Annotated in this window: 19 protein-coding genes; 1 reads left to right on the top strand and 18 read right to left on the bottom strand. The window is 72.2% G+C overall.

Features of this window, described 5'->3' with window-relative positions; all coding sequences use genetic code 11:
- Nucleotides 1-301: 301 nt before the first annotated feature.
- The 14 genes from ACFVDM_RS28180 to pyrR form a co-directional block, all read right to left on the bottom strand.
- Complete coding sequence (locus ACFVDM_RS28180) at nt 302-2,443, bottom strand: primosomal protein N' (protein WP_383646112.1); 2,142 nt, start codon at nt 2,441-2,443, stop codon at nt 302-304.
- A gap of 140 nt (nt 2,444-2,583) precedes the next feature.
- On the bottom strand, nt 2,584-3,792 hold the full coding sequence (metK, locus tag ACFVDM_RS28175; protein ID WP_383646109.1) for a methionine adenosyltransferase: 1,209 nt from the start codon (nt 3,790-3,792) through the stop codon (nt 2,584-2,586).
- Nucleotides 3,793-4,035: 243 nt separating this feature from the next.
- Nucleotides 4,036-5,238: a bifunctional phosphopantothenoylcysteine decarboxylase/phosphopantothenate--cysteine ligase CoaBC gene (gene coaBC / locus ACFVDM_RS28170; RefSeq protein WP_383646106.1), complete on the bottom strand. Its 1,203-nt coding sequence runs from the start codon at nt 5,236-5,238 to the stop codon at nt 4,036-4,038.
- 142 nt (nt 5,239-5,380) lie between these two features.
- Entirely contained in the window at nt 5,381-5,653 is a 273-nt protein-coding gene (rpoZ, locus tag ACFVDM_RS28165; protein ID WP_003970369.1) for a DNA-directed RNA polymerase subunit omega, read from the bottom strand.
- 79 nt (nt 5,654-5,732) lie between these two features.
- Nucleotides 5,733-6,350, bottom strand: a complete 618-nt coding sequence (gene gmk, locus ACFVDM_RS28160; RefSeq protein WP_383646103.1) for a guanylate kinase — start codon at nt 6,348-6,350, stop codon at nt 5,733-5,735.
- Nucleotides 6,351-6,388: 38 nt separating this feature from the next.
- Complete coding sequence (locus ACFVDM_RS28155; protein ID WP_018524251.1) at nt 6,389-6,712, bottom strand: integration host factor; 324 nt, start codon at nt 6,710-6,712, stop codon at nt 6,389-6,391.
- A 245-nt stretch (nt 6,713-6,957) separates the two neighbouring features.
- Complete coding sequence (gene pyrF, locus ACFVDM_RS28150; protein ID WP_383646099.1) at nt 6,958-7,797, bottom strand: orotidine-5'-phosphate decarboxylase; 840 nt, start codon at nt 7,795-7,797, stop codon at nt 6,958-6,960.
- Nucleotides 7,794-8,903, bottom strand: coding sequence for a quinone-dependent dihydroorotate dehydrogenase (locus ACFVDM_RS28145; RefSeq protein WP_383646097.1), 1,110 nt, complete (start codon nt 8,901-8,903; stop codon nt 7,794-7,796). Before ACFVDM_RS28145 ends, pyrF begins: the two co-directional genes overlap by 4 nt.
- Before the next feature lie 56 nt (nt 8,904-8,959).
- Entirely contained in the window at nt 8,960-12,268 is a 3,309-nt protein-coding gene (gene carB / locus ACFVDM_RS28140) for a carbamoyl-phosphate synthase large subunit (RefSeq protein WP_383646094.1), read from the bottom strand.
- Nucleotides 12,261-13,403 carry a glutamine-hydrolyzing carbamoyl-phosphate synthase small subunit gene (carA, locus tag ACFVDM_RS28135; protein ID WP_383646091.1) on the bottom strand — a complete coding sequence of 381 codons (1,143 nt, stop codon included), beginning with the start codon at nt 13,401-13,403 and terminating at the stop codon, nt 12,261-12,263. The genes carB and carA overlap by 8 nt, the downstream gene beginning before the upstream one ends.
- Nucleotides 13,400-13,987: a hypothetical protein gene (locus ACFVDM_RS28130; RefSeq protein ID WP_383646088.1), complete on the bottom strand. Its 588-nt coding sequence runs from the start codon at nt 13,985-13,987 to the stop codon at nt 13,400-13,402. The genes carA and ACFVDM_RS28130 overlap by 4 nt, the downstream gene beginning before the upstream one ends.
- A complete protein-coding gene (locus tag ACFVDM_RS28125; protein ID WP_383646085.1) occupies nt 13,984-15,270 on the bottom strand; it encodes a dihydroorotase in 1,287 nt (428 codons plus the stop codon). Before ACFVDM_RS28125 ends, ACFVDM_RS28130 begins: the two co-directional genes overlap by 4 nt.
- 2 nt (nt 15,271-15,272) lie before the next feature.
- Complete coding sequence (locus tag ACFVDM_RS28120) at nt 15,273-16,271, bottom strand: aspartate carbamoyltransferase catalytic subunit (protein ID WP_383646082.1); 999 nt, start codon at nt 16,269-16,271, stop codon at nt 15,273-15,275.
- 83 nt (nt 16,272-16,354) lie between these two features.
- Nucleotides 16,355-16,939, bottom strand: a complete 585-nt coding sequence (gene pyrR / locus ACFVDM_RS28115) for a bifunctional pyr operon transcriptional regulator/uracil phosphoribosyltransferase PyrR (protein ID WP_383646079.1) — start codon at nt 16,937-16,939, stop codon at nt 16,355-16,357.
- 222 nt (nt 16,940-17,161) lie between these two features.
- On the opposite strand from pyrR, the gene bldD reads away from it, so the two are divergent.
- Nucleotides 17,162-17,662, top strand: coding sequence for a transcriptional regulator BldD (gene bldD / locus ACFVDM_RS28110; protein ID WP_018103903.1), 501 nt, complete (start codon nt 17,162-17,164; stop codon nt 17,660-17,662).
- Between the two features lie 165 nt (nt 17,663-17,827).
- Here the strand turns inward: bldD and nusB are convergent, their stop codons facing one another.
- The 4 genes from nusB to ACFVDM_RS28090 form a co-directional block, all read right to left on the bottom strand.
- Entirely contained in the window at nt 17,828-18,259 is a 432-nt protein-coding gene (gene nusB / locus ACFVDM_RS28105; RefSeq protein WP_383646076.1) for a transcription antitermination factor NusB, read from the bottom strand.
- A gap of 2 nt (nt 18,260-18,261) precedes the next feature.
- Nucleotides 18,262-18,828, bottom strand: coding sequence for an elongation factor P (gene efp / locus ACFVDM_RS28100; protein ID WP_383646073.1), 567 nt, complete (start codon nt 18,826-18,828; stop codon nt 18,262-18,264).
- A 50-nt stretch (nt 18,829-18,878) separates the two neighbouring features.
- Nucleotides 18,879-19,985, bottom strand: coding sequence for a M24 family metallopeptidase (locus tag ACFVDM_RS28095; RefSeq protein ID WP_383646070.1), 1,107 nt, complete (start codon nt 19,983-19,985; stop codon nt 18,879-18,881).
- A 94-nt stretch (nt 19,986-20,079) separates the two neighbouring features.
- A complete protein-coding gene (locus ACFVDM_RS28090; protein ID WP_383646067.1) occupies nt 20,080-20,961 on the bottom strand; it encodes a Pro-rich N-terminal domain-containing protein in 882 nt (293 codons plus the stop codon).
- Between the last annotated feature and the right edge of the window lie 69 nt (nt 20,962-21,030).

Here is a 21,030-nt window from a genome sequence, read left to right as displayed (position 1 = left end):
GCGGCGATCTCCTGCGGCCAGTGCGGCCCCGGCAGCGCGGTCCAGACGGCGCGCGGCGCTCCCCCCGGCCGGTCACTCGTACCTCTGCGGCGGAACGTTCCTCCGGTGCCCCTCCGGCGACGGGCACCGGAACCTCCGCCACGGGGTCCACGAAGACATCGGCGCACACGGCGACACCGAGCGGGCCGCACCCCTCACGCGGGGCCCGGCGGATCCAACCCGGGTCCGGCCCTCTCACCCCGGCCCTCGGCGACGCCCACGGCCGGGAGCACGCGCGGACACACCGCGCGCGCCGCACCGCTCACCCGATGTCCGGCGGGTCCACCCGGATCCGCACCGCACCCGCGCCGTTCCCCGGGCGCGAGACCCGGGCCCTCTTGAGCGCGGCCGCCAGCGCCGCCCCGCTGCCGGGGGGCACGCGGATCAGGACCCGCTCCCAGCTCTGGCCGGCCGGTGCCTCGAAGGGGCGGCGGGGGCGTCCCGCCCCGGCGGCGGGCACCGGGACGGGGCCGAGCACCTGGGCGTCGGACGGCAGCTCGGCGGCGGCCAGGAAGGCGGCAAGGGCCTCCGGCGCCCCCGCCACCGACGCCATCCGGGACACCGGCGGAAAGCCCAGCTCGGCCCGGTCCGCCAGTTCGCGCCGCGCATGGCCGACGGGGTCCCAGCGCACCAGCGCCTGCACCGGGCGCAGCGTCGGCTCGGCGACGACCACGACCGTGCCGCCGTCGGGCCGGCCGCGCACCAGCGCCGCGGCCGCGATCCAGCGGCGCAGGGCCTCCTCGCCCGCCCGCAGATCGGGGCGCCCGACCATCGCCCAGCCGTCCAGCAGCAGCGCCGCCGCGTAACCGCCCTCGGCGACGGGTTCGGCGCCGGGTGTGCTGACGACGAGCGCGGGCCGGTCCGGGACCGACTCCAGGACGTGGTCGCGGCCCGAAGTGCGGACCGGCACGGCGGGGAAGGCCCGGCCCAGCTCCTCCGCCGTGCGGCGGGCACCGACGATCTGCGCCCGCAGCCGGCGGCCGCCGCAGGCCGCGCAGTGCCAGGACGTCTCGGCCCGGCCGCACCAGGCGCAGTTCAGGTCCTGCTGGTCGGGCGCCTCCAGCGGTCCGGCGCAGTGCCGGCACCGTGCGGGCTCCCGGCAGCGCTCGCAGGCCAGCCGGGGCGCGTACCCCCGGCGCGGGACCTGGACGAGCACCGGTCCCGTGCCCAGCCCGTCCCGGACGGTCTGCCAGGCCAGGCTGGGCAGCCGGGCGGCGCGGGCCGCGCCGTCCCTGGCCAGTTCGCCGTCGCCGACCGTGCGCACCAGCGGCGCCGCGGTCCGCAGGTGCTCGCGGTCCGCGCGCAGCGGCAGCGCCCAGCCGCTCTCGACGAGCTGCGCGGCCTCCACCGTGCAGCTCACCGAGCCGAGCAGGAACGCGCACCGGCCGTGCGTGGCGCGCAGCTCCAGGACCTCGCGGACGTGCGGGAAGGGGGCGTTGTCGTCGCTGTGGCTGGAGTCGCCGTCGTCCCAGACGACGACCAGGCCGAGGTCGGCGACGGGGGCGAACATCGCGGCCCGGGTCCCGACGACCGCCCGGACGGAGCCGCGCCGCACGGCGAGCCACTCCCGGTAGCGCTTCTCGGGACCGGATCCGGCCGTGAGCACGGCGTGCCGGCCCTCCCCCAGCGCGGCGGTCAGGGCCGCGTCAACCCGGCCGGCGGCCCGTCCGTCGGGCACCACGACCAACGCGCCGCGCCCCGAGGCGAGCGTCGCGGTGACGGCCGCGGCGATCTCCTGCGGCCAGTGCGGCCCCGGCAGCGCGGTCCAGACGGCGCGCGGCGCTCCCCCGCCGGCCAACGCGGACAGGAAGGCGGGGCCCTGCGCGTACCGCGTCCAGGTCCCGGGGGCCGGGGCGTGCGGGGGCGGCAGGGGGGCCGGGGAGGGTTTCGCCTCGGCCCGTGCGTTCCTCGGCGGCACCGCGAGCTGGAGCACATCGGCGAGGCTGCCCGCGTAGCGGTCGGCGACGGCACGGGCGAGGACGAGCAGCTCCGGACCGAGGACCGGCTCGGGCGAGACGACGGAGGCCAGCGCGGCGAGCGCGCCGTTGTAGTCGGACTCGGCGAGCCGCTCGATCAGGAAGCCGTCGATGAGGCCGCCGCCCTCGCGGCGTCCGCCCCGGACCTGGCGCGCTCCGGCGCCGAACCGCACCCGGACCCGCACCCCGGGCCTGGCGTCCGCGTCCAGCTCCTCGGGCACCGCGTAGTCGAAGTACTGGTCGAGGTGGAGCGCCCCCTTGTTGACCAGGACGCGGGCGACGGGCAGCTCCTTGGCCAGCGCGGCGCCGCGCCAGGTGCGCGGCTTGGCGCGGGGCACCTGGGCGGTGCGCACGGTCTCGCGGATCAGCGCGAGCTGTTCCGGCGCCCCGGGCTCGGGTGCGTCGGACCGCTTGTCGTCGCTGCTCACAGCCCTATCCCTACCAGACGGCACTGACAGCCGCCCCGGGTCCCGCGGCGGCGCCGGTCCCGGGGCGGACGCGCGGGAGCCCGGACACCGAACGTGCTCGGTGTCCGGGCTCCCGCGTACGGACGGAATCCAGCGGGCCCTTACAGGCCGGCGGCCGCGCGCAGGGCGTCCACCCGGTCGGTGCGCTCCCAGGTGAAGTCCGGCAGCTCACGGCCGAAGTGGCCGTAGGCGGCGGTCTGGGAGTAGATCGGGCGGAGCAGGTCGAGGTCGCGGATGATCGCGGCCGGGCGGAGGTCGAAGACCTCGCCGATGGCGTGCTCGATCTTCTCGGTGTCGACCGCGGCGGTGCCGAAGGTCTCGACGAAGAGACCGACCGGCTCGGCCTTGCCGATGGCGTACGCGACCTGGACTTCGCAGCGGGCGGCGAGTCCGGCGGCGACGACGTTCTTGGCGACCCAGCGCATCGCGTACGCGGCGCTGCGGTCCACCTTCGACGGGTCCTTGCCGGAGAAGGCACCGCCGCCGTGGCGTGCGTAACCGCCGTAGGTGTCGATGATGATCTTGCGGCCGGTGAGGCCGGCGTCGCCCATCGGGCCGCCGATCTCGAAGCGCCCGGTCGGGTTGACCAGCAGGCGGTAGCCGTCGGTGTCCAGCTTGATGCCGTCCTCGACCAGCTGCGTCAGCACGTGCTCGACGACGAACTCGCGGATGTCGGGTGCGAGCAGCGAGTCCAGGTCGATGTCGCTCGCGTGCTGCGAGGAGACGACGACGGTGTCGAGGCGGACGGCCTTGTCGCCGTCGTACTCGATGGTGACCTGGGTCTTGCCGTCGGGGCGCAGGTACGGGATGGTCCCGTTCTTGCGGACCTCGGAGAGGCGGCGGGAGAGCCGGTGCGCGAGGTAGATCGGCAGCGGCATCAGCTCGGGGGTCTCGTCGCAGGCGTAGCCGAACATCAGGCCCTGGTCGCCCGCGCCCTGCTTGTCGAGCTCGTCCTCGTCGCCCTCGACGCGCTTCTCGTACGCGGTGTCGACGCCCTGCGCGATGTCCGGGGACTGCGCGCCGATGGAGACCGAGACGCCGCAGGAGGCGCCGTCGAAGCCCTTCTTGGAGGAGTCGTAGCCGATCTCCAGGACCTTGTTGCGGACCAGGGTCGGAATGTCGGCGTAGGCCTTGGTCGTGACCTCACCCGCGACATGCACCTGACCGGTGGTGATCAAGGTCTCGACGGCGACGCGCGACGTCGGGTCCTCGCGCAGGAGCGCGTCGAGAATGGTGTCGCTGATCTGGTCGGCGATCTTGTCGGGGTGGCCCTCGGTGACGGACTCCGAGGTGAAGAGACGGCGGGACACATCGCTCCCTGGGGTTGCAGCGGCTGCTGGCTGATCATGGGCCGGACCGTCCGGGAGCTGCGCCCGGGCACGGTCCGGGACCAGTTTATCGGTCGGCTCCGCCCAGCGGACACCGTGTCTCGCCCTTTGGGAGCTATGTCCTCCCACCGGGCGGTGTCCGGAGGGTCCCGGACGCCGCCCGCGGCCCTTGTCCCGGCCCGTCCCGCAAGGGATCGGGCCCCTCGGGGCGTCGACACGAGAAATTCACCCGAGTCGTGCCGACACGAGGTCCCAGACCGTGTCGGCAAGCGCTTCCTTGGGTCCGTGCGGCACGGCGGTCTCGCCGCCGTCGGCCGCGAGCACGACGGCCTCGTTCTCCTCGGAGCCGAAGGTCCTGCGCTCCCCCACCTCGTTGACGACCAGCAGATCGCAGCCCTTGCGGCGCAGCTTCTCCCGCCCGTTGGCGAGCACGTCGTCGGTCTCGGCGGCGAAGCCGACGACGATCTGCCCCGGCGCGGCGCGCTCGGCGGAGACCTCGGCGAGGATGTCGGGGTTGCGGACGAGAGCGACGGGGGCCGGCTCCTGGCCGTCCTTCTTCTTGATCTTCCCGGTCTCGTAGCGGGCCGGCCGGAAGTCGGCCACGGCGGCGGCCATCACCACGACGTCGGCGTCGGCCGCCGCCTTCAGCACGGCGTCGCGCAGCTCCACGGCGGTGCCGACGTGGACGAGGTCGGCGCCGGAGGGGTCGGGCAGCTGGGTGTTGGCCTCGACGAGCGTGACCCGGGCCCCGCGGGCCACCGCGGTGCGGGCGAGGGCGTATCCCTGCTTGCCGGAGGAGCGGTTGCCCAGGAAGCGGACCGGGTCCAGCGGCTCGCGGGTGCCGCCCGCGCTGATCACCACGTGCCGGCCGGCCAGATCCGGGGCGACGGGGCCGCGTGCCAGGACCCTGCGGCAGACCTCGAAGATCTCGGCCGGGTCGGGCAGCCGGCCCTTGCCGGTGTCGACGCCGGTGAGGCGTCCGACGGCGGGCTCGATGACGACGGCGCCCCGGCGGCGCAGCGTGGCGACGTTCTCCCGGGTCGCCGGGTGCTCCCACATCTCCGTGTGCATGGCGGGCGCGAAGACGACCGGACAGCGGGCGGTGAGCAGGGTGTTGGTGAGCAGGTCGTCGGCGAGGCCGTGGGCGGCCCTGGCGAGCGTGTCGGCGGTGGCCGGGGCGACGACGACGAGGTCGGCGTGCTGCCCGATCCTGACGTGCGGGACCTCGTGGACGTCGTTCCAGACCTCGGTGGAGACCGGGTGCCCGGAGAGCGCCGACCAGGTGGCCGCCCCCACGAAGTGCAGGGACGCCTCGGTCGGGACGACCCGTACGTCATGTCCGGACTCGGTCAGCCGGCGCAGCAGCTCGCACGCCTTGTAGGCGGCGATGCCCCCGCTGACCCCCAGAACGACCTTCGGCTTGTCCACTGCGTCTCCCCGCACTCGGCTCCGTACGCGTTCGTACTTCCCCCATGCTGCCTCACCGGTGCGCGGGCGGTTCGGTGACCCCGGGCACACCACAGGCCCGGCGGTCGGGCCGCCGGGCCTGTGGTGAAGGTGTGTCTCCTGCTTACTGCGCGGGGCCCTCGATGGCCTCGGAGGTGAGCAGGCCCGCGTTGATCTCGCGGAGCGCGATCGAGAGCGGCTTCTCGTGCACGTGGGTGTCGACGAGCGGACCGACGTACTCGAGGAGGCCCTCACCGAGCTGCGAGTAGTACGCGTTGATCTGGCGCGCGCGCTTGGCGGCGTAGATCACGAGGCTGTACTTCGAGTCGGTTGCTTCGAGGAGCTCATCAATCGGCGGGTTGATGATGCCCTCGGGCGTGGTGATGGAAGAGGACACTCTCTGCCTTCCGAAGGGGGTGAAGATCAAAGAAATCTTTGACAGTCAGGGGCTCGTGGCCGGGCCCCGTGTCGTGCGTTCAGGCGCCGCCGGCACGGTGGCCGGAAGCCTCCAGCATCAAGGCTAGCAGCTCACGTGCCACGTCCTCGACGGAGGTGTTGACGAGCGTGGTGTCGAACTCGGCCTCGGCGGCCAGTTCCACCTTGGCCGCGCCCAGCCTGCGCTCGATCACCTCGGGCGCCTCGGTCCCCCGGCCGGTGAGCCGGCGGACCAGCTCCTCCCAGCTCGGCGGGGCGAGGAAGACCAGCTGGGCGTCGGCCATGGACTGGCGGACCAGCCGGGCACCCTGGAGATCGATCTCCAGCAGGACCGGCTCGCCCGCCTCCAGCCGCTCCTGCACGGCGCGGCGCGGCGTGCCGTAGCGGTTGCCGGCGAACTCGGCCCACTCCAGCAGTTCGCCGTTGGCGATGAGCTTGTCGAACTCCTCGTCGTCCACGAAGAAGTAGTGGACGCCGTTGCGTTCGCCGGGGCGGGGCTTGCGGGTCGTCGCCGACACCGAGAGCCACACCTCGGGGTGGACCTTGCGCATATGCGCGACGACCGTGCTCTTGCCGACCCCCGAGGGGCCGGAGAGCACGGTCAGCCGCGGACGTACGTCCGGGGGTACGGGGGACGTCCCCCGGGATGTTGCAGCCATGGAGCGATTATCCAGGTTCTCGGGAGTGCCCGAGAACGTCAGGCGGCGCTGCCGCCGAACTCGCGCTCCAGGGATGCGATCTGGTTGGAGCCGAGACCGCGGACCCGGCGGCTCTCGGAGATGCCGAGTCGCTCCATGATCTGCTTGGCGCGGACCTTGCCCACGCCGGGCAGGGACTCGAGCAGGGCGGAGACCTTCATCTTGCCGATGACGTCGTTCTCCTGGCCGGACTTGATGACCTCGTGGAGGGAGGCGCCGGAGTGCTTGAGTCGATTCTTGACCTCGGCCCGCTCCCGGCGAGCCGCGGCGGCCTTTTCGAGCGCGGCTGCGCGCTGTTCAGGGGTAAGGGGCGGAAGAGCCACGCCTACGTCACCTCGGATGTCGTTCTGTCGGATACGGACCGGTGAGGCGGCGGGACAGCCCCTCACCAGGTGAGCCGCGAACAACCTGTGCTCGTTGGCCCTCGACGGAGACTAGCGGCCAAGGCCGCCGGAGTCAGCGAGAACAGATGAAAAGTCCTGGTCAGCCTCTGCCGACCAGGACATTCCTGGCATAACACCTGAGTTTTTTGGTCAGGATTCCGTCAACTCGTTGTTACGTGGCCGTGTCACGCATCCGTGACGGCCGCGCGGACCTCGTCCGCGAACCGTTCGGCGGCCCCTCGCAGGCCCGCGACATCGGGCCCGTGACGCAGCACACCCCGGCTCACGCTCGGCACGACATTGCGGACCGATGCGCCGAAGACACCCGGCAGGTCCGCCGGCGTCGCGCCCTGGGCGCCGATGCCGGGCGCGAGCAGCGGGCCGTTGATCGCGAGGTCGGCCCCGGCGTCCCCGAGGGTCGCCCCGACCACCGCGCCGACCGAGCCCAGCGGATCGGCCCCCGCGTTCTCCGCGGCCATGTGGTCCAGCATCACCTGGGCCAGCGAGCGGCCGTCGGCGGCGGTGGCGCGCTGCACCTCGGCGCCCTCCGGGTTGGAGGTGAGCGCCAGGACGAAGACCCCCGAGCCGGAGACCGCGGCCGCGTCCAGCGCCGGGCGCAGCGAACCGAAGCCGAGGTACGGCGAGACGGTCACCGCGTCGGAGAAGAGCGGCGAGTCCTTGTCGAGGTAGGTCGCGGCGTAGGCGCCCATGGTGGAGCCGATGTCGCCGCGCTTGGCGTCCATGAGCACCAGCGCGCCCGCCGCCCTGGCCTCCTCGACGGCCTTCTCCAGGACGGCGACGCCGCGCGAGCCGAAGCGCTCGAAGAACGCGGACTGCGGCTTGAGGACGGCGACCCGGTCGGCCAGCGCCTCGACCACCGTACGGGTGAAGCGCTCCAGGCCCGCCACGTCGTCCGGGAGCCCCCAGGCGCCGAGCAGGGAGGCGTGCGGGTCGATGCCCACACAGAGCGGTCCGCGCGTGTCCATCGCGTGGCGCAGGCGTGCGCCGAAGGGTTCCCGGGTCATTTCACGGCCTTCCTGGTTGCGGCGCCGACCGCGTCGGCGAGGGTGGCGTACGGGGAGGCGGCCAGCCGTGCGGCGAGGCCCTTGTGGATCGCGCGGGCGTAGAACGGGCCCTCGTAGATGAAGGCGCTGTAGCCCTGGACGAGGGTGGCACCGGCCAGGATGCGCTGCCAGGCGTCCTCGGCGTTCTCGACGCCGCCGACGCCGACCAGGGTGATCCGGTCGCCGACCCGGCCGTAGAGGCGGCTCAGGACCTCCAGGGAGCGCTCCTTGAGGGGCGCGCCGGACAGTCCGCCGGTCTCCCGCACCAGGTCGGGCGGGGACGTCAGACCCAGGCCCTCGCGGGCGATGGTGGTGTTGGTGGCGATGATGCCGTCCAGGCCCAGTTCCACGGCGAGGTCGGCGACGGCGTCCACGTCCTCGTCCGCGAGGTCGGGGGCGATCTTGACGAGCAGCGGGACGCGGCGGCCGGTGACCGTGCGGTCGGCGGCCTCGCGCACGGCGGTGAGCAGCGGGCGCAGCGACTCGGTGGCCTGGAGGTTGCGCAGTCCGGGCGTGTTGGGCGAGGAGACGTTGACGACGAGGTAGTCGGCGTGCGCCGCGAGGCGTTCGGTGGACTTCACGTAGTCGGCGGCGGCGTCGGCCTCGGCGACGACCTTGGTCTTGCCGATGTTGACGCCGACGGTGGTGCGGAAGACCGGGGTGCGGGCGGCAAGACGGGCGGCCACGGCGGCCGAGCCCTCGTTGTTGAATCCCATGCGGTTGATGAGCGCGCGGTCCGCGACCAGGCGGAACAGGCGCTTCTTCGGGTTGCCGGGCTGGGGTTCGCCGGTGACGGTGCCGATCTCGACGTGGTCGAAGCCGAGCATCGCCATGCCGTCGATCGCGACGGCGTTCTTGTCGAAGCCGGCGGCGAGGCCGAAGGGGCCGTGCATCCGCAGGCCCAGGGCCTCGGTGCGCAGCTCCTTGTACCGGGGGGCGAACGCGGCGGCCACGAAGGTGCGCAGGACGGGGACGCGGGCGGCGAGGCGGATCCAGCGGAAGGCCAGGTGGTGGGCGCCTTCCGGGTCCATCCGCTTGAAGACCAGCTGGAAGAAGAGTTTGTACATCACGGTGTCCTCATGAAGAGGGGGACACCGTTTCCGGTGTCCCCCTGCTGGCTTCTCTAGTCGCGTGCCGCGGTCAGATGTTCCGCGTGTTCCTGGAGGGAACGGACCCCGACGTCTCCGTGGTTGAGCGCGTCGATGCCCTGGACGGCCGCGGCGAGTGCCTGGACCGTGGTGAGGCACGGGACCGACCGGGCGACGGCCGCGGTGCGGATCTCGTAACCGTCGAGCCGGCCGCCGGTCCCGTACGGCGTGTTGACGATCAGGTCGACCTCGCCGTCGTGGATCAGCTGGACGATCGTCTTCTCGCCGTCCGGGCCCTCGCCCTCGGACTGCTTGCGCACCACGCGGGCGTTGATGCCGTTGCGCTTGAGGACCTCGGCGGTGCCGGAGGTGGCCATCAGCTCGAAGCCGTGGGCGACCAGCTCGCGGGCCGGGAAGATCATCGAGCGCTTGTCGCGGTTGGCGACGGAGATGAAGGCGCGGCCCTTGGTGGGCAGCGGGCCGTACGCGCCGGCCTGCGACTTGGCGTACGCCGTGCCGAAGACCGAGTCGATGCCCATGACCTCACCGGTGGAGCGCATCTCCGGGCCGAGGACCGTGTCGACGCCGCGGCCGTGGATGTCGCGGAAGCGCGACCACGGCATGACGGCCTCCTTGACGGAGATCGGCGCGTCCAGCGGAAGGGTGCCGCCGTCGCCGTGGAGCGGCAGCAGGCCCTCGGCGCGCAGCTCGGCCACGGTGGCGCCGAGCGAGATGCGGGCGGCGGCCTTGGCGAGCGGGACGGCGGTCGCCTTCGAGGTGAAGGGGACGGTCCGCGAGGCGCGCGGGTTGGCCTCCAGCACGTAGAGGATGTCGCCGGACAGCGCGAACTGGATGTTGATCAGCCCGCGGACGCCGACGCCCTTGGCGATGGCCTCGGTGGAGGCGCGCAGCCGCTTGATGTCGAAGCCGCCGAGGGTGATCGGGGGCAGCGCGCAGGCGGAGTCGCCGGAGTGGATACCGGCCTCCTCGATGTGCTCCATGACGCCGCCGAGGTACAGCTCGGTGCCGTCGTAGAGGGCGTCGACGTCGATCTCGATGGCGTCGTCGAGGAAGCGGTCGACCAGGACCGGCCGGGTGGGGCTGATCTCGGTGGACTCGGAGATGTACGAGGCGAGGCGGGTCTCGTCGTACACGATCTCCATGCCGCGGCCGCCGAGCACGTAGGACGGGCGGACGAGGACGGGGTAGCCGATCTCGTCGGCGATGGCCTTGGCCTCGGCGAAGGTGGTGGCGGTGCCGTGCTTCGGGGCGGGCAGTCCGGCCTCGGCCAGGACCCGGCCGAAGGCGCCGCGGTCCTCGGCGGCGTGGATGGCCTCCGGGGAGGTGCCGACGACGGGCACGCCGTTGTCCTTGAGCGCCTGGGACAGGCCCAGCGGGGTCTGGCCGCCGAGCTGGACGATCACACCGGCGATCGGGCCCGCCAGGGACTCGGCGTGCACGATCTCCAGCACGTCCTCCAGGGTGAGCGGCTCGAAGTAGAGCCGGTCGGAGGTGTCGTAGTCGGTGGAGACGGTCTCCGGGTTGCAGTTGACCATCACGGTCTCGTAGCCGGCGTCGCTCAGGGCGAAGGAGGCGTGGACGCAGGAGTAGTCGAACTCGATGCCCTGGCCGATGCGGTTGGGACCCGAGCCGAGAATGATCACGGCCGGCTTGGTGCGGGGCGCGACCTCGCTCTCCTCGTCGTACGAGGAGTAGAAGTACGGCGTCTTCGCGGCGAACTCGGCGGCGCAGGTGTCGACGGTCTTGTAGACCGGGCGGATGCCGAGCGCGTGCCGGACCTCGCGGACGACGTCCTCGCGCAGTCCGCGGATGCCGGCGATCTGGGCGTCGGAGAAGCCGTGCCGCTTGGCCTCGGCCAGCAGCTCGGGGAGGAGCTTGTCGGCGGCGGCCAGCTCGTCGGCGGTCTCCTTGATGAGGAAGAGCTGGTCGACGAACCAGGGGTCGATCTTCGTGGCGTCGAAGACCTCCTCCTGGGTGGCACCGGCCCGGATCGCCTGCATGACGGTGTTGATCCGGCCGTCGGTGGGGCGGACCGCCTCGGCCAGCAGCGCGGCCTTGTCGCCGGGCTCACCGGTGAAGTCGAACTGCGAGCCCTTCTTCTCCAGGGAGCGCAGCGCCTTCTGCAGCGCCTCGGTGAAGTTCCGGCCGATCGCCATGGCCTCGCCCACCGACTTCATGGTGGTGGTGAGGGTGGAGTCGGCGGAGGGGAACTTCTCGAAGGCGAAGCGGGGGGCCTTGACGACGACGTAGTCGAGGGTCGGCTCGAAGGAGGCCGGGGTCTTCTCGGTGATGTCGTTGGGGATCTCGTCGAGCGTGTAGCCGACGGCCAGCTTGGCGGCGATCTTGGCGATCGGGAAGCCGGTGGCCTTGGAGGCGAGCGCCGAGGAGCGGGAGACGCGCGGGTTCATCTCGATGACGATGACCCGGCCGTCGGTGGGGTCGATCGCGAACTGGATGTTGCAGCCGCCGGTGTCGACGCCGACCTCGCGGATGATCGCGATGCCGATGTCGCGCAGCCGCTGGTACTCGCGGTCGGTGAGGGTCATCGCCGGGGCGACGGTGATGGAGTCACCGGTGTGGACGCCCATCGGGTCGAAGTTCTCGATGGAGCAGACGACCACGACGTTGTCGTTCTTGTCGCGCATCAGCTCCAGCTCGTACTCCTTCCAGCCGAGGATGGACTCCTCCAGGAGCACCTCGGTGGTCGGGGAGAGCGTGAGGCCCTGGCCGGCGATGCGGCGCAGCTCGTCCTCGTCGTGGGCGAAGCCGGAGCCGGCGCCGCCCATGGTGAAGGAGGGGCGGACGACGACGGGGTAGCCGCCGAGGGTGTCGACGCCCTTGAGGACGTCGTCCATGGAGTGGCAGATGACGGAACGGGCGGACTCGCCGTATCCGATCTTCTCCTTGACGGCCTCGACGACGCCCTTGAAGAGGTCGCGGTCCTCGCCCTTGTTGATGGCCTCGACGTTGGCGCCGATGAGCTCGACGCCGTACTTCTCCAGGACACCGTTCTCGTGCATGGAGATCGCGGTGTTGAGCGCGGTCTGGCCGCCGAGGGTGGGCAGGAGGGCGTCGGGGCGCTCCTTGGCGATGATCTTCTCGACGAACTCGGGGGTGATCGGTTCGACGTAGGTGGCGTCGGCGATCTCCGGGTCGGTCATGATCGTCGCCGGGTTGGAGTTCACCAGGATGACGCGCAGGCCCTCGGACTTGAGGACGCGGCAGGCCTGGGTGCCGGAGTAGTCGAACTCGGCGGCCTGCCCGATGACGATCGGACCGGAGCCGATGACCAGAACGGACTGGATGTCGGAGCGCTTAGGCACGCTGGTCCTCCATCAGGGAAACGAAGCGGTCGAAGAGGTACGCGGCGTCGTGCGGGCCCGCGGCCGCCTCGGGGTGGTACTGGACGCTGAAGGCCGGCCGGTCGAGGAGGCGCAGCCCCTCGACGACCTGGTCGTTCAGGCAGACGTGGGAGACCTCGGCCCGCCCGTAGGGGGTCTCGGAGACCCGGTCGAGCGGCGCGTCGACGGCGAAGCCGTGGTTGTGCGCGGTGACCTCGACCTTGCCGGTCGTGCGGTCCTGCACGGGCTGGTTGATGCCGCGGTGGCCGTACTTCAGCTTGTAGGTGCCGAAGCCGAGCGCGCGGCCCAGGATCTGGTTGCCGAAGCAGATGCCGAAGAGCGGGGTGCCCCGCTCCAGGACGGCGCTCATCACGGAGACCGGGTGGTCGGCGGTGGCCGGGTCGCCGGGGCCGTTGGAGAAGAAGACCCCGTCGGGGGCGACGGCGTAGACGTCCTCGACCGTGGCGGTGGCGGGCAGGACGTGCACCTCGATGCCGCGTTCGGCCATCCGGTGCGGGGTCATGCCCTTGATGCCGAGGTCGATCGCGGCGACGGTGAACTTCTTGGTCCCGATCGCGGGGACGACGTAGGCCTCCTGGGTGGCGACCTCGGCGGAGAGGTCGGCGCCGCTCATCTCGGGGGCCTGGCGCACCTTGGCGAGCAGGGTGCCCTCGTCGGCGACGGCGTCGCCGGAGAAGATGCCGACGCGCATGGCGCCGCGCTCGCGCAGGTGGCGGGTGAGGGCGCGGGTGTCGATGCCGCTGATGCCGACGACGCCCTGGCTCGCGAGCTCCTCGTGCAGCGAGCGCCGGGAGCGCCAGTTGGAGGGGATCCGGGCGGGGTCGCGGACGACGTAGCCGGAGACCCAGATCCGCTTGGACTCGGGGTCCTCGTCGTTCACGCCGGTGTTCCCGACGTGCGGGGCGGTCATGACGACGACCTGGCGGTGGTAGGAGGGGTCGGTCAGCGTCTCCTGGTAGCCGGTCATGCCGGTGGAGAACACCGCCTCGCCGAAGGTCTCCCCCACGGCCCCGTAGGCGCGGCCGCGGAAGGTGCGGCCGTCCTCCAGGACGAGTACGGCGGGAGCTTGGGCGGCTCCCCGGGTGGAGGTCGTCATCGTGCGGTGCCTTCCGTAGTGCTGGTGAGGTGGTTGACGGCGTCGATCCACGCGCTGTGGTCGGCCGAGTGGTCGGAGCGGAAGCCGGAGTCGATCAGCCGGTCGCCGAGCGCCCAGGTGATGACCAGCAGTCCGCCCTCGGGCAGGACCTTGCCCGCGATGGCCCGTTCGGTCCTGGCCTCGCGCAGGTCCGCGGCGGGGACGAAGAAGTCCGTCGCGCCGGGCCGTACGACGTCCAGGCCCTGCTCCGTGAGGGTGAGCTCGACCCGGCTGCGGGTGCCGAGGCCGTGGGCGACGATCCGGTCGAGCCACTGCCCGGCCGTGGTCGAGCCGTGGTAGCGGCCGGTCAGGGTGAGCAGCTTCTCGCCGTCGGCGTAGCCCTCGGGGGTGGTCGCGAGCGCGTCCAGATCGGACTGGAGGCTCGCCCGCCACTTCCATCCCTGGCGCATCAGCCAGTAGACGAAGGCGATGAAGACGATCAGGCCGATCACCCAGCTGATGCGGGCGGACCAGTCGGTCACGTCCGCCGACTTCTGCTCGGCGGCCAGGTGGTGCAGGTGGTGCAAGGGGCGGAGTGTTGTCACGCGAGCTTCCCGTCGACGACCGTGGCACGGCCCCGCAGGAAGGTGTGGGTCACTCGGCCCGGCAGCTCGCGGCCCTCGTAGGGGGTGTTGCGGCTGCGGGAGGCGAAGCCCGCGGGGTCCACGGCTCCACGGTATGCCGGATCGACCAGCGTGAGGTTGGCGGGCTCGCCCTGCGAGACGGGCCGGCCGTGTCCTTCGAGACGGCCGATGGCGGCGGGGCGGAAGGACATCCGGTCGGCGACGCCCGCCCAGTCGATGAGCCCGGTGTCGACCATGGTCTGCTGGACGACGGAGAGCGCGGTCTCCAGGCCCACCATGCCCATGGCGGCCGCGGCCCACTCGCAGTCCTTGTCCTCGTGCGGGTGCGGGGCGTGGTCGGTGGCGACGCAGTCGATGGTGCCGTCGGCCAGCGCCTCGCGCAGGGCCATGACGTCGGCCTCGGTGCGCAGCGGCGGGTTCACCTTGTAGACCGGGTTGTAGGTCCGGACCAGCTCGTCGGTGAGGAGGAGGTGGTGCGGGGTGACCTCGGCGGTGACGTTCCAGCCCTTGGACTTCGCCCAGCGGACGATCTCGACGGAGCCGGCGGTCGACAGGTGGCAGATGTGGACGCGGGAGCCGACGTGGGCGGCGAGCAGCACATCGCGGGCGATGATCGACTCCTCGGCGACGGCGGGCCAGCCGCCGAGGCCCAGCTCGGCGGAGACGACGCCCTCGTTCATCTGGGCGCCCTCGGTGAGGCGGGGCTCCTGGGCGTGCTGGGCGACGACGCCGTCGAAGGCCTTCACGTACTCCAGGGCGCGGCGCATGATCACCGCGTCGTCGACGCACTTGCCGTCGTCGGAGAAGACCCTCACTCCGGCGGCCGAATCGTGCATGGCGCCGAGTTCGGCGAGCTGCTTGCCCTCCAGGCCGACGGTGACGGCGCCGACGGGCTGCACGTCGCAGTAGCCGGACTCCCGGCCGAGGCGCCAGACCTGCTCGACGACGCCGGCGGTGTCGGCGACCGGGAAGGTGTTGGCCATGGCGTGGACGGCGGTGTAGCCGCCGACGGCCGCGGCCCTGGTGCCGGTGAGGACGGTCTCCGAGTCCTCGCGGCCGGGCTCGCGCAGGTGGGTGTGGAGGTCGACGAGGCCGGGCAGCAGGATCAGGCCCTCGGCCTCGATCACGGTGGCGTCGCCGGCGTCCAGGCCGGTGCCGACCGCGGCGACGGTCTCGCCGTCGACGAGGACGTCCTGCGGGTCGCCGCCGAGGATCTTCGCGCCGCGGATCAGGGTCTTGCTCATGGTTACTTGGTCTCCTCGGTACGGGCGGCGGGGGCGGTGGCGGGCGAGGGGTGGGCGGGCTCGGCACCGCCGAGCAGCAGGTAGAGCACGGCCATGCGGATGGAGACGCCGTTGGCGACCTGCTCGACGGCCGTGCAACGGTCGGAGTCGGCGACCTCGGCGGTGATCTCCATGCCGCGGACCATCGGGCCCGGGTGCATGACGACGGCGTGCTCGGGCATCTTCGCCATCCGCTCGCCGTCCAGGCCGTAGCGGCGGGAGTACTCGCGCTCGGTCGGGAAGTAGGCGGCGTTCATCCGTTCGCGCTGCACACGCAGCATCATCACAGCGTCGGACTTCGGCAGCACCTCGTCGAGGCCGTAGCTGACGTCGCAGGGCCACTGCTCGACGCCGACGGGGACCAGCGTGGGCGGGGCCACCAGGGTGACGTGGGCGCCGAGGGTGTGGAGCAGGTGGACGTTGGAGCGGGCGACGCGGCTGTGCAGGATGTCGCCGACGATCGTGATCCGGCGTCCTTCGAGGTCCTTGCCGAGTCCGGTGTCCGCCCCGACGAGCCTGCGGCGCATGGTGAAGGCGTCCAGCAGGGCCTGGGTGGGGTGCTCGTGGGTGCCGTCGCCGGCGTTGACGACCGCGCCGTCGATCCAGCCGGAGGTGGCCAGGCGGTACGGGGCTCCGGAGGCGCCGTGCCGGATGACGACGGCGTCGGCGCCCATCGCCTCCAGGGTCAGGGCGGTGTCCTTGAGCGATTCGCCCTTGGAGACCGAGGAGCCCTTGGCGGAGAAGTTGATGACGTCGGCGGACAGCCGCTTGGCGGCCGCCTCGAAGGAGATGCGGGTACGGGTCGAGTCCTCGAAGAAGAGGTTGACCACGGTACGGCCGCGCAGGGTCGGGAGCTTCTTGATCGGCCGGTCGGCGACCCTGGCCATCTCCTCGGCGGTGTCGAGGATCAGGACGGCGTCGTCGCGGGTGAGGTCGGCGGCCGAGATGAGGTGGCGCTTCATCTGGGTGTTCTCCGGGTTGTGGAGGATTCAGGCATGCGGGCGTGCGGAAGCCGCCGTACGGCGATCGGCCGTACGGAGGGCAGCTACTGCTCGACCGCCGGGGCGGACTGCTCGACCCCGAGCAGCACGGCGTCGCGGCCGTCCTCCTCGGCGAGCTGGACCTTGACCGTCTCCCGCAGCGACGTGGGGAGGTTCTTGCCGACGTAGTCGGCGCGGATCGGGAGTTCGCGGTGTCCGCGGTCGACGAGGACCGCGAGCTGCACGGCACGGGGCCGGCCGATGTCGCCGAGCGCGTCGAGGGCGGCGCGGATCGTGCGGCCGGAGAAGAGCACGTCGTCCACGAGGACGACCAGGCGGCCCTCGATGCCCTCGCCGGGGATCTCGGTGCGGGCCAGGGCGCGCGCGGGGCGCAGCCGGAGGTCGTCGCGGTACATGGTGATGTCGAGGGAGCCGACCGGCATCTTTCGGCCGGTGATCTCTTCGAGCTTGTCGGCGAGCCGGCGGGCGAGGAAGACGCCCCGGGTCGGAATGCCGAGGAGCACCACATCGTCGGCGCCCTTGGCGCGTTCGACGATCTCGTGGGCGATTCGGGTCAGTACGCGAGCGATGTCGGGGGCCTCGAGAACGGGGCGTGCCGCATTGCCGGTGGCGTCGTGCTGTGCGTCCATAAGAAACGGACCTCCTTCTCCGCCTCACGGGACGGACCTTAAAGGACGTCGAAATTGCGTCATCCACGTTACCAGGGCCCCGGCGGGGGCCTTGACCCACCCCCCGGGAGGTGCCGGTCCGGACCATTCAGCTTGACGCACCCAAGTAACGCTGCGTAACCTCACAGTGAGTTACCAGCCACGCGGCTCAGCCGCGTAATGTTCCAGCGTCCGGGGAGCCTTATGTCCAGCGAATACGCAAAACAGCTCGGGGCCAAACTCCGTGCCATCCGCACCCAGCAGGGCCTCTCCCTCCACGGCGTGGAGGAGAAGTCGCAGGGCCGCTGGAAGGCCGTCGTGGTCGGCTCGTACGAGCGCGGTGACCGTGCCGTGACCGTGCAGCGCCTTGCCGAGCTGGCGGACTTCTACGGCGTTCCGGTGCAGGAGCTCCTGCCCGGCACCACGCCCGGCGGGGCCGCCGAGCCGCCGCCGAAGCTCGTGCTCCAGCTGGAGCGCCTGGCCCATGTCCCGCCGGAGAAGGCCGGTCCCCTCCAGCGCTACGCGGCGACGATCCAGAGCCAGCGCGGTGACTACAACGGCAAGGTCCTCTCGATCCGCCAGGACGATCTGCGCACCCTGGCCGTGATCTACGACCAGTCGCCGTCCGTGCTCACGGAGCAGCTGATCAGCTGGGGCGTCCTGGACGCGGACGCGCGCCGCGCGGTCGCCCACGACGAGGGCTGACCGCCCCCAGCAGAAACGTGCCGCCGGGTCGGCGGGGCCTCTCGGGCGCCCCGCCGGGCCGGCGTTCCGCTGTCCGGGCCCGAACAGGGCCGACCGGGCACGGAGACATGCCGAAGGGCCCACGGTCGTGCGACCGTGGGCCCTTCGTCGGCAGAACGCCCCGGGCTACTGCTCCCGGCGCAGATTCGGCTTGAGCTCCTTGAAACGGGCCAGCAGGCCGTTCACGAAGGACGGGGAGTCGTCGGTGGAGAACTCCTTGGCGATCTGGACCGCCTCGTCGATCACCACCGCGTCCGGGGTCGCGTCCACCCAGATCAGCTCGTACGCCCCGAGCCGCAGGATGTTCCGGTCGACGACCGGCATGCGGTCGATCTCCCAGTCCACGGCGTAGGTGACGATCAGGTCGTCGATCCGGTCCGCGTACTGCGCGTACCCCTCGACGAGCTCCATCGTGTACTCGGTGACCGGCGGCTGGCGGGTGTCGGACCGCGAGTGCCGCACCCAGTCCGCGAGGACCGTCTGCACGGACGTGCCGCGCTGGTCGGCCTCGAAGAGGATCTGGAAGGCTCGCTTGCGGGCCGTGTTCCGGGCAGCCACGGTTAGCTGTTCACCCGGCCGAGGTATTCGCCGGAGCGGGTGTCGACCTTGATCTTCTCACCGGTGGTGATGAAGAGCGGGACGCCGATCTCGTAACCGGTCTCCAGCGTGGCGGGCTTGGTGCCACCGGTGGAGCGGTCGCCCTGGACGCCCGGGTCGGTGTGCTGGATGGTCAGCTCGACGGCGGCCGGCAGCTCGACGTAGAGCACCTCGCCCTCGTACTGGGCGACGGAGGCGGTGAAGCCCTCGATCAGGAAGTTGGCGGCGTCGCCGACGGCCTTGCGGTCGACCATCAGCTGGTCGTAGGTGTCCATGTCCATGAAGACGAAGTACTCGCCGTCCATGTACGAGAACTGCATGTCGCGCCGGTCGATGGTGGCCGTCTCGACCTTCACGCCGGCGTTGAACGTCTTGTCGACGACCTTGCCGGACAGCACGTTCTTGAGCTTGGTGCGCACGAAGGCCGGGCCCTTGCCGGGCTTGACGTGCTGGAACTCGACGACGGACCAGAGCTGGCCTCCGTCGAGCTTGAGCACCAGGCCGTTCTTGAGGTCGTTCGTGGAAGCCACGGTTGCGGAATCTCCTGGACTGAAGCTGGTGGAACGACCGAGGATGCGCGCTAGAGCGCGAGCAGCTCCTTGGTCGTAATGGTGAGTAGCTCGGGTCCGCCGTCCGCCTCGGGGCGGACGACGAGCGTGTCATCGATCCGGACCCCGCCCCGGCCCGGGAGGTGGACCCCCGGTTCGACGGTGACCGGCACACAAGCGTCCAGTTTACCCATGGCGGCGGGTGCCAACTGCGGGTCCTCGTCGATTTCGAGCCCCACCCCGTGCCCGGTCGAGGGTGCGAGCCCCTCACCGTGGCCCGCCGCCTCCAGCAGATGACGGGCCGCCCGGTCCACGTCGCGGTAGGCGGCACCGGGCAGCAGCGCCTCGCGTCCGGCCCGCTGAGCGGCGAAAACCAGGTCGTAGAGCTCGATCTGCCAGTCCGCGGGGGCGGTGCCGATGACGAAGGTGCGGCCGACCTCGCAGCGGTATCCGCGGTAGCTCGCGCCGAGGCAGACGGAGAGGAAATCTCCTTCCTCCACCCGCCGGTCCGAGGGGCGGTGACGGCCCCGGCCGGAGTTCGGTCCGGTGGCGACGGAGGTCGCGAAGGCGGGGCCGTCGGCGCCGTGGTCCACCAGCCGGCGCTCCAGCTCCAGCGCCAGATGCCGTTCGGTGCGGCCGACGAGGATGGATTCGAGGAGTTCGCCCAGCGCCTGGTCGGCGATCTCGGCGGCGATCCGCAGACAGCCGATCTCCTCCTCGTCCTTGACGATGCGCTGCTGCTCCACGGTGGCGCCCAGATCGGCCAGCCGGAGCTTCGGGGCGACCGAGGCCATGGCCCGGTGCCGGGCGACCGTCAGATCGTGCTCCTCGACGGCCAGGGACTCCGCCCCGCCGGAGGCGGCGAGATCGGCCGCGGCGACCACCGGATCGCCGCCGGCCACCGGCAGCACGTCCACCCGCAGCCGGTCGTCGGTGCGCCCGTCGGCCGGATCACCGGTCGGGGGGCGCGGGCAGAGCAGGACGTCCTCGTCGGTGCCGAGCAGCAGCACGGCACCCGGGGGCGCTCCGCCCGCCAGATAGCGGACATTGGCGGGGCGGGAGACCAGGGCGGCCGCGGATCCGGCGGCGGCGCACCGGTCGCGGAGCAGCCCGCGTCGGACGGCGTGCACCTCTGACATGCGTCGAGCGTACGAGCGGATCGGCCGCCCCGCGCGGTCGGCGCATCCGACCGGGGGGCGGGGCGGGCGGCCCGTGCCGGGGGCCGCCCCCGCGTCACCAGGCCGGGGGGCTGGCGATGGAACGGGCCAGTATGTCGTCCAGGACGCGGGCGGTGGTCTCCACGTCGTACGTGGAGTTGTCGATGATCGGCAGACCGGAGCCGTACCAGCCGGCCATGCGGCCGTGGATGCGCGCGACCTCCTCGTCGGAGAGGCGGCGGTTGCCGGAGCGGGCGGCGTTGCGCTCCAGGACGATCTCCAGGCCCGGCAGCAGGACGACCGGGAGCAGCCCCGGGCCCACATGGCGTTTCCAGCCGCCGAGGCCCACGACGGGGCGGTCGGGGAAGACCGCGTCGTCGAGGATGCACGAGATCCCGTTGGCCAGGAAGTTGCGCGCGGCGAAGCCGCAGGTGCGGCGGGCCAGCCGGTACTGGGCCTCGGACTGGTCGTTCCACCCGGCCTGCGGGTCGGCGAAGCCGGAGCAGACCCATTCGCGGACGTCGTCGAGGCTGACGTGGGCGGTGGGCACCCGGCGGCGGCTGGCCCAGAGCCGGGCCACGGTGGTCTTCCCGGCGCCGGCCGGGCCGATCAGCAGCACGGCGAGGGTCGCGGTGCCGGTGCCGGGCTCGGCGGGCGGCGCGGGCAGCGCCACGGGGCCACCGGGCGGCAGCTGGATGTGGCCGGTGGTCTCCCGGGAGACCGGGACCGGGGCGTGGTGCGGAGCGGGTCCCGTCCAGCCCTGGCCCTGGTGGGCGGGGGGCGGCGGGAGCGGGGGGCCGGGGGGAGCGGCCGGGGGCGGGGCGGGCGGTCCGGCCGGCGGGACCGGCGGACCGGGGTGCCCGGGGTGGCCGGGGTGCTGGGCCCGGGGCGGCCAGCCGCCGGGGCCGTTTCCGGGTCCCTGGGGCGGCGGCAGCGGAGCCCCCACTGCGTGCTGCATCCGGTGGCACTCCGTCTCGTACAGGCAACTGGCGCTGGTGGAACGGCAACCGTACCGTCCCCGGCCGCC

The sequence above is a fragment of the Streptomyces sp. NPDC057682 genome, assembly GCF_042799575.1.
GTDB lineage: Bacteria > Actinomycetota > Actinomycetes > Streptomycetales > Streptomycetaceae > Streptomyces.
This window is presented reverse-complemented; position numbering and strand designations above follow the sequence as displayed.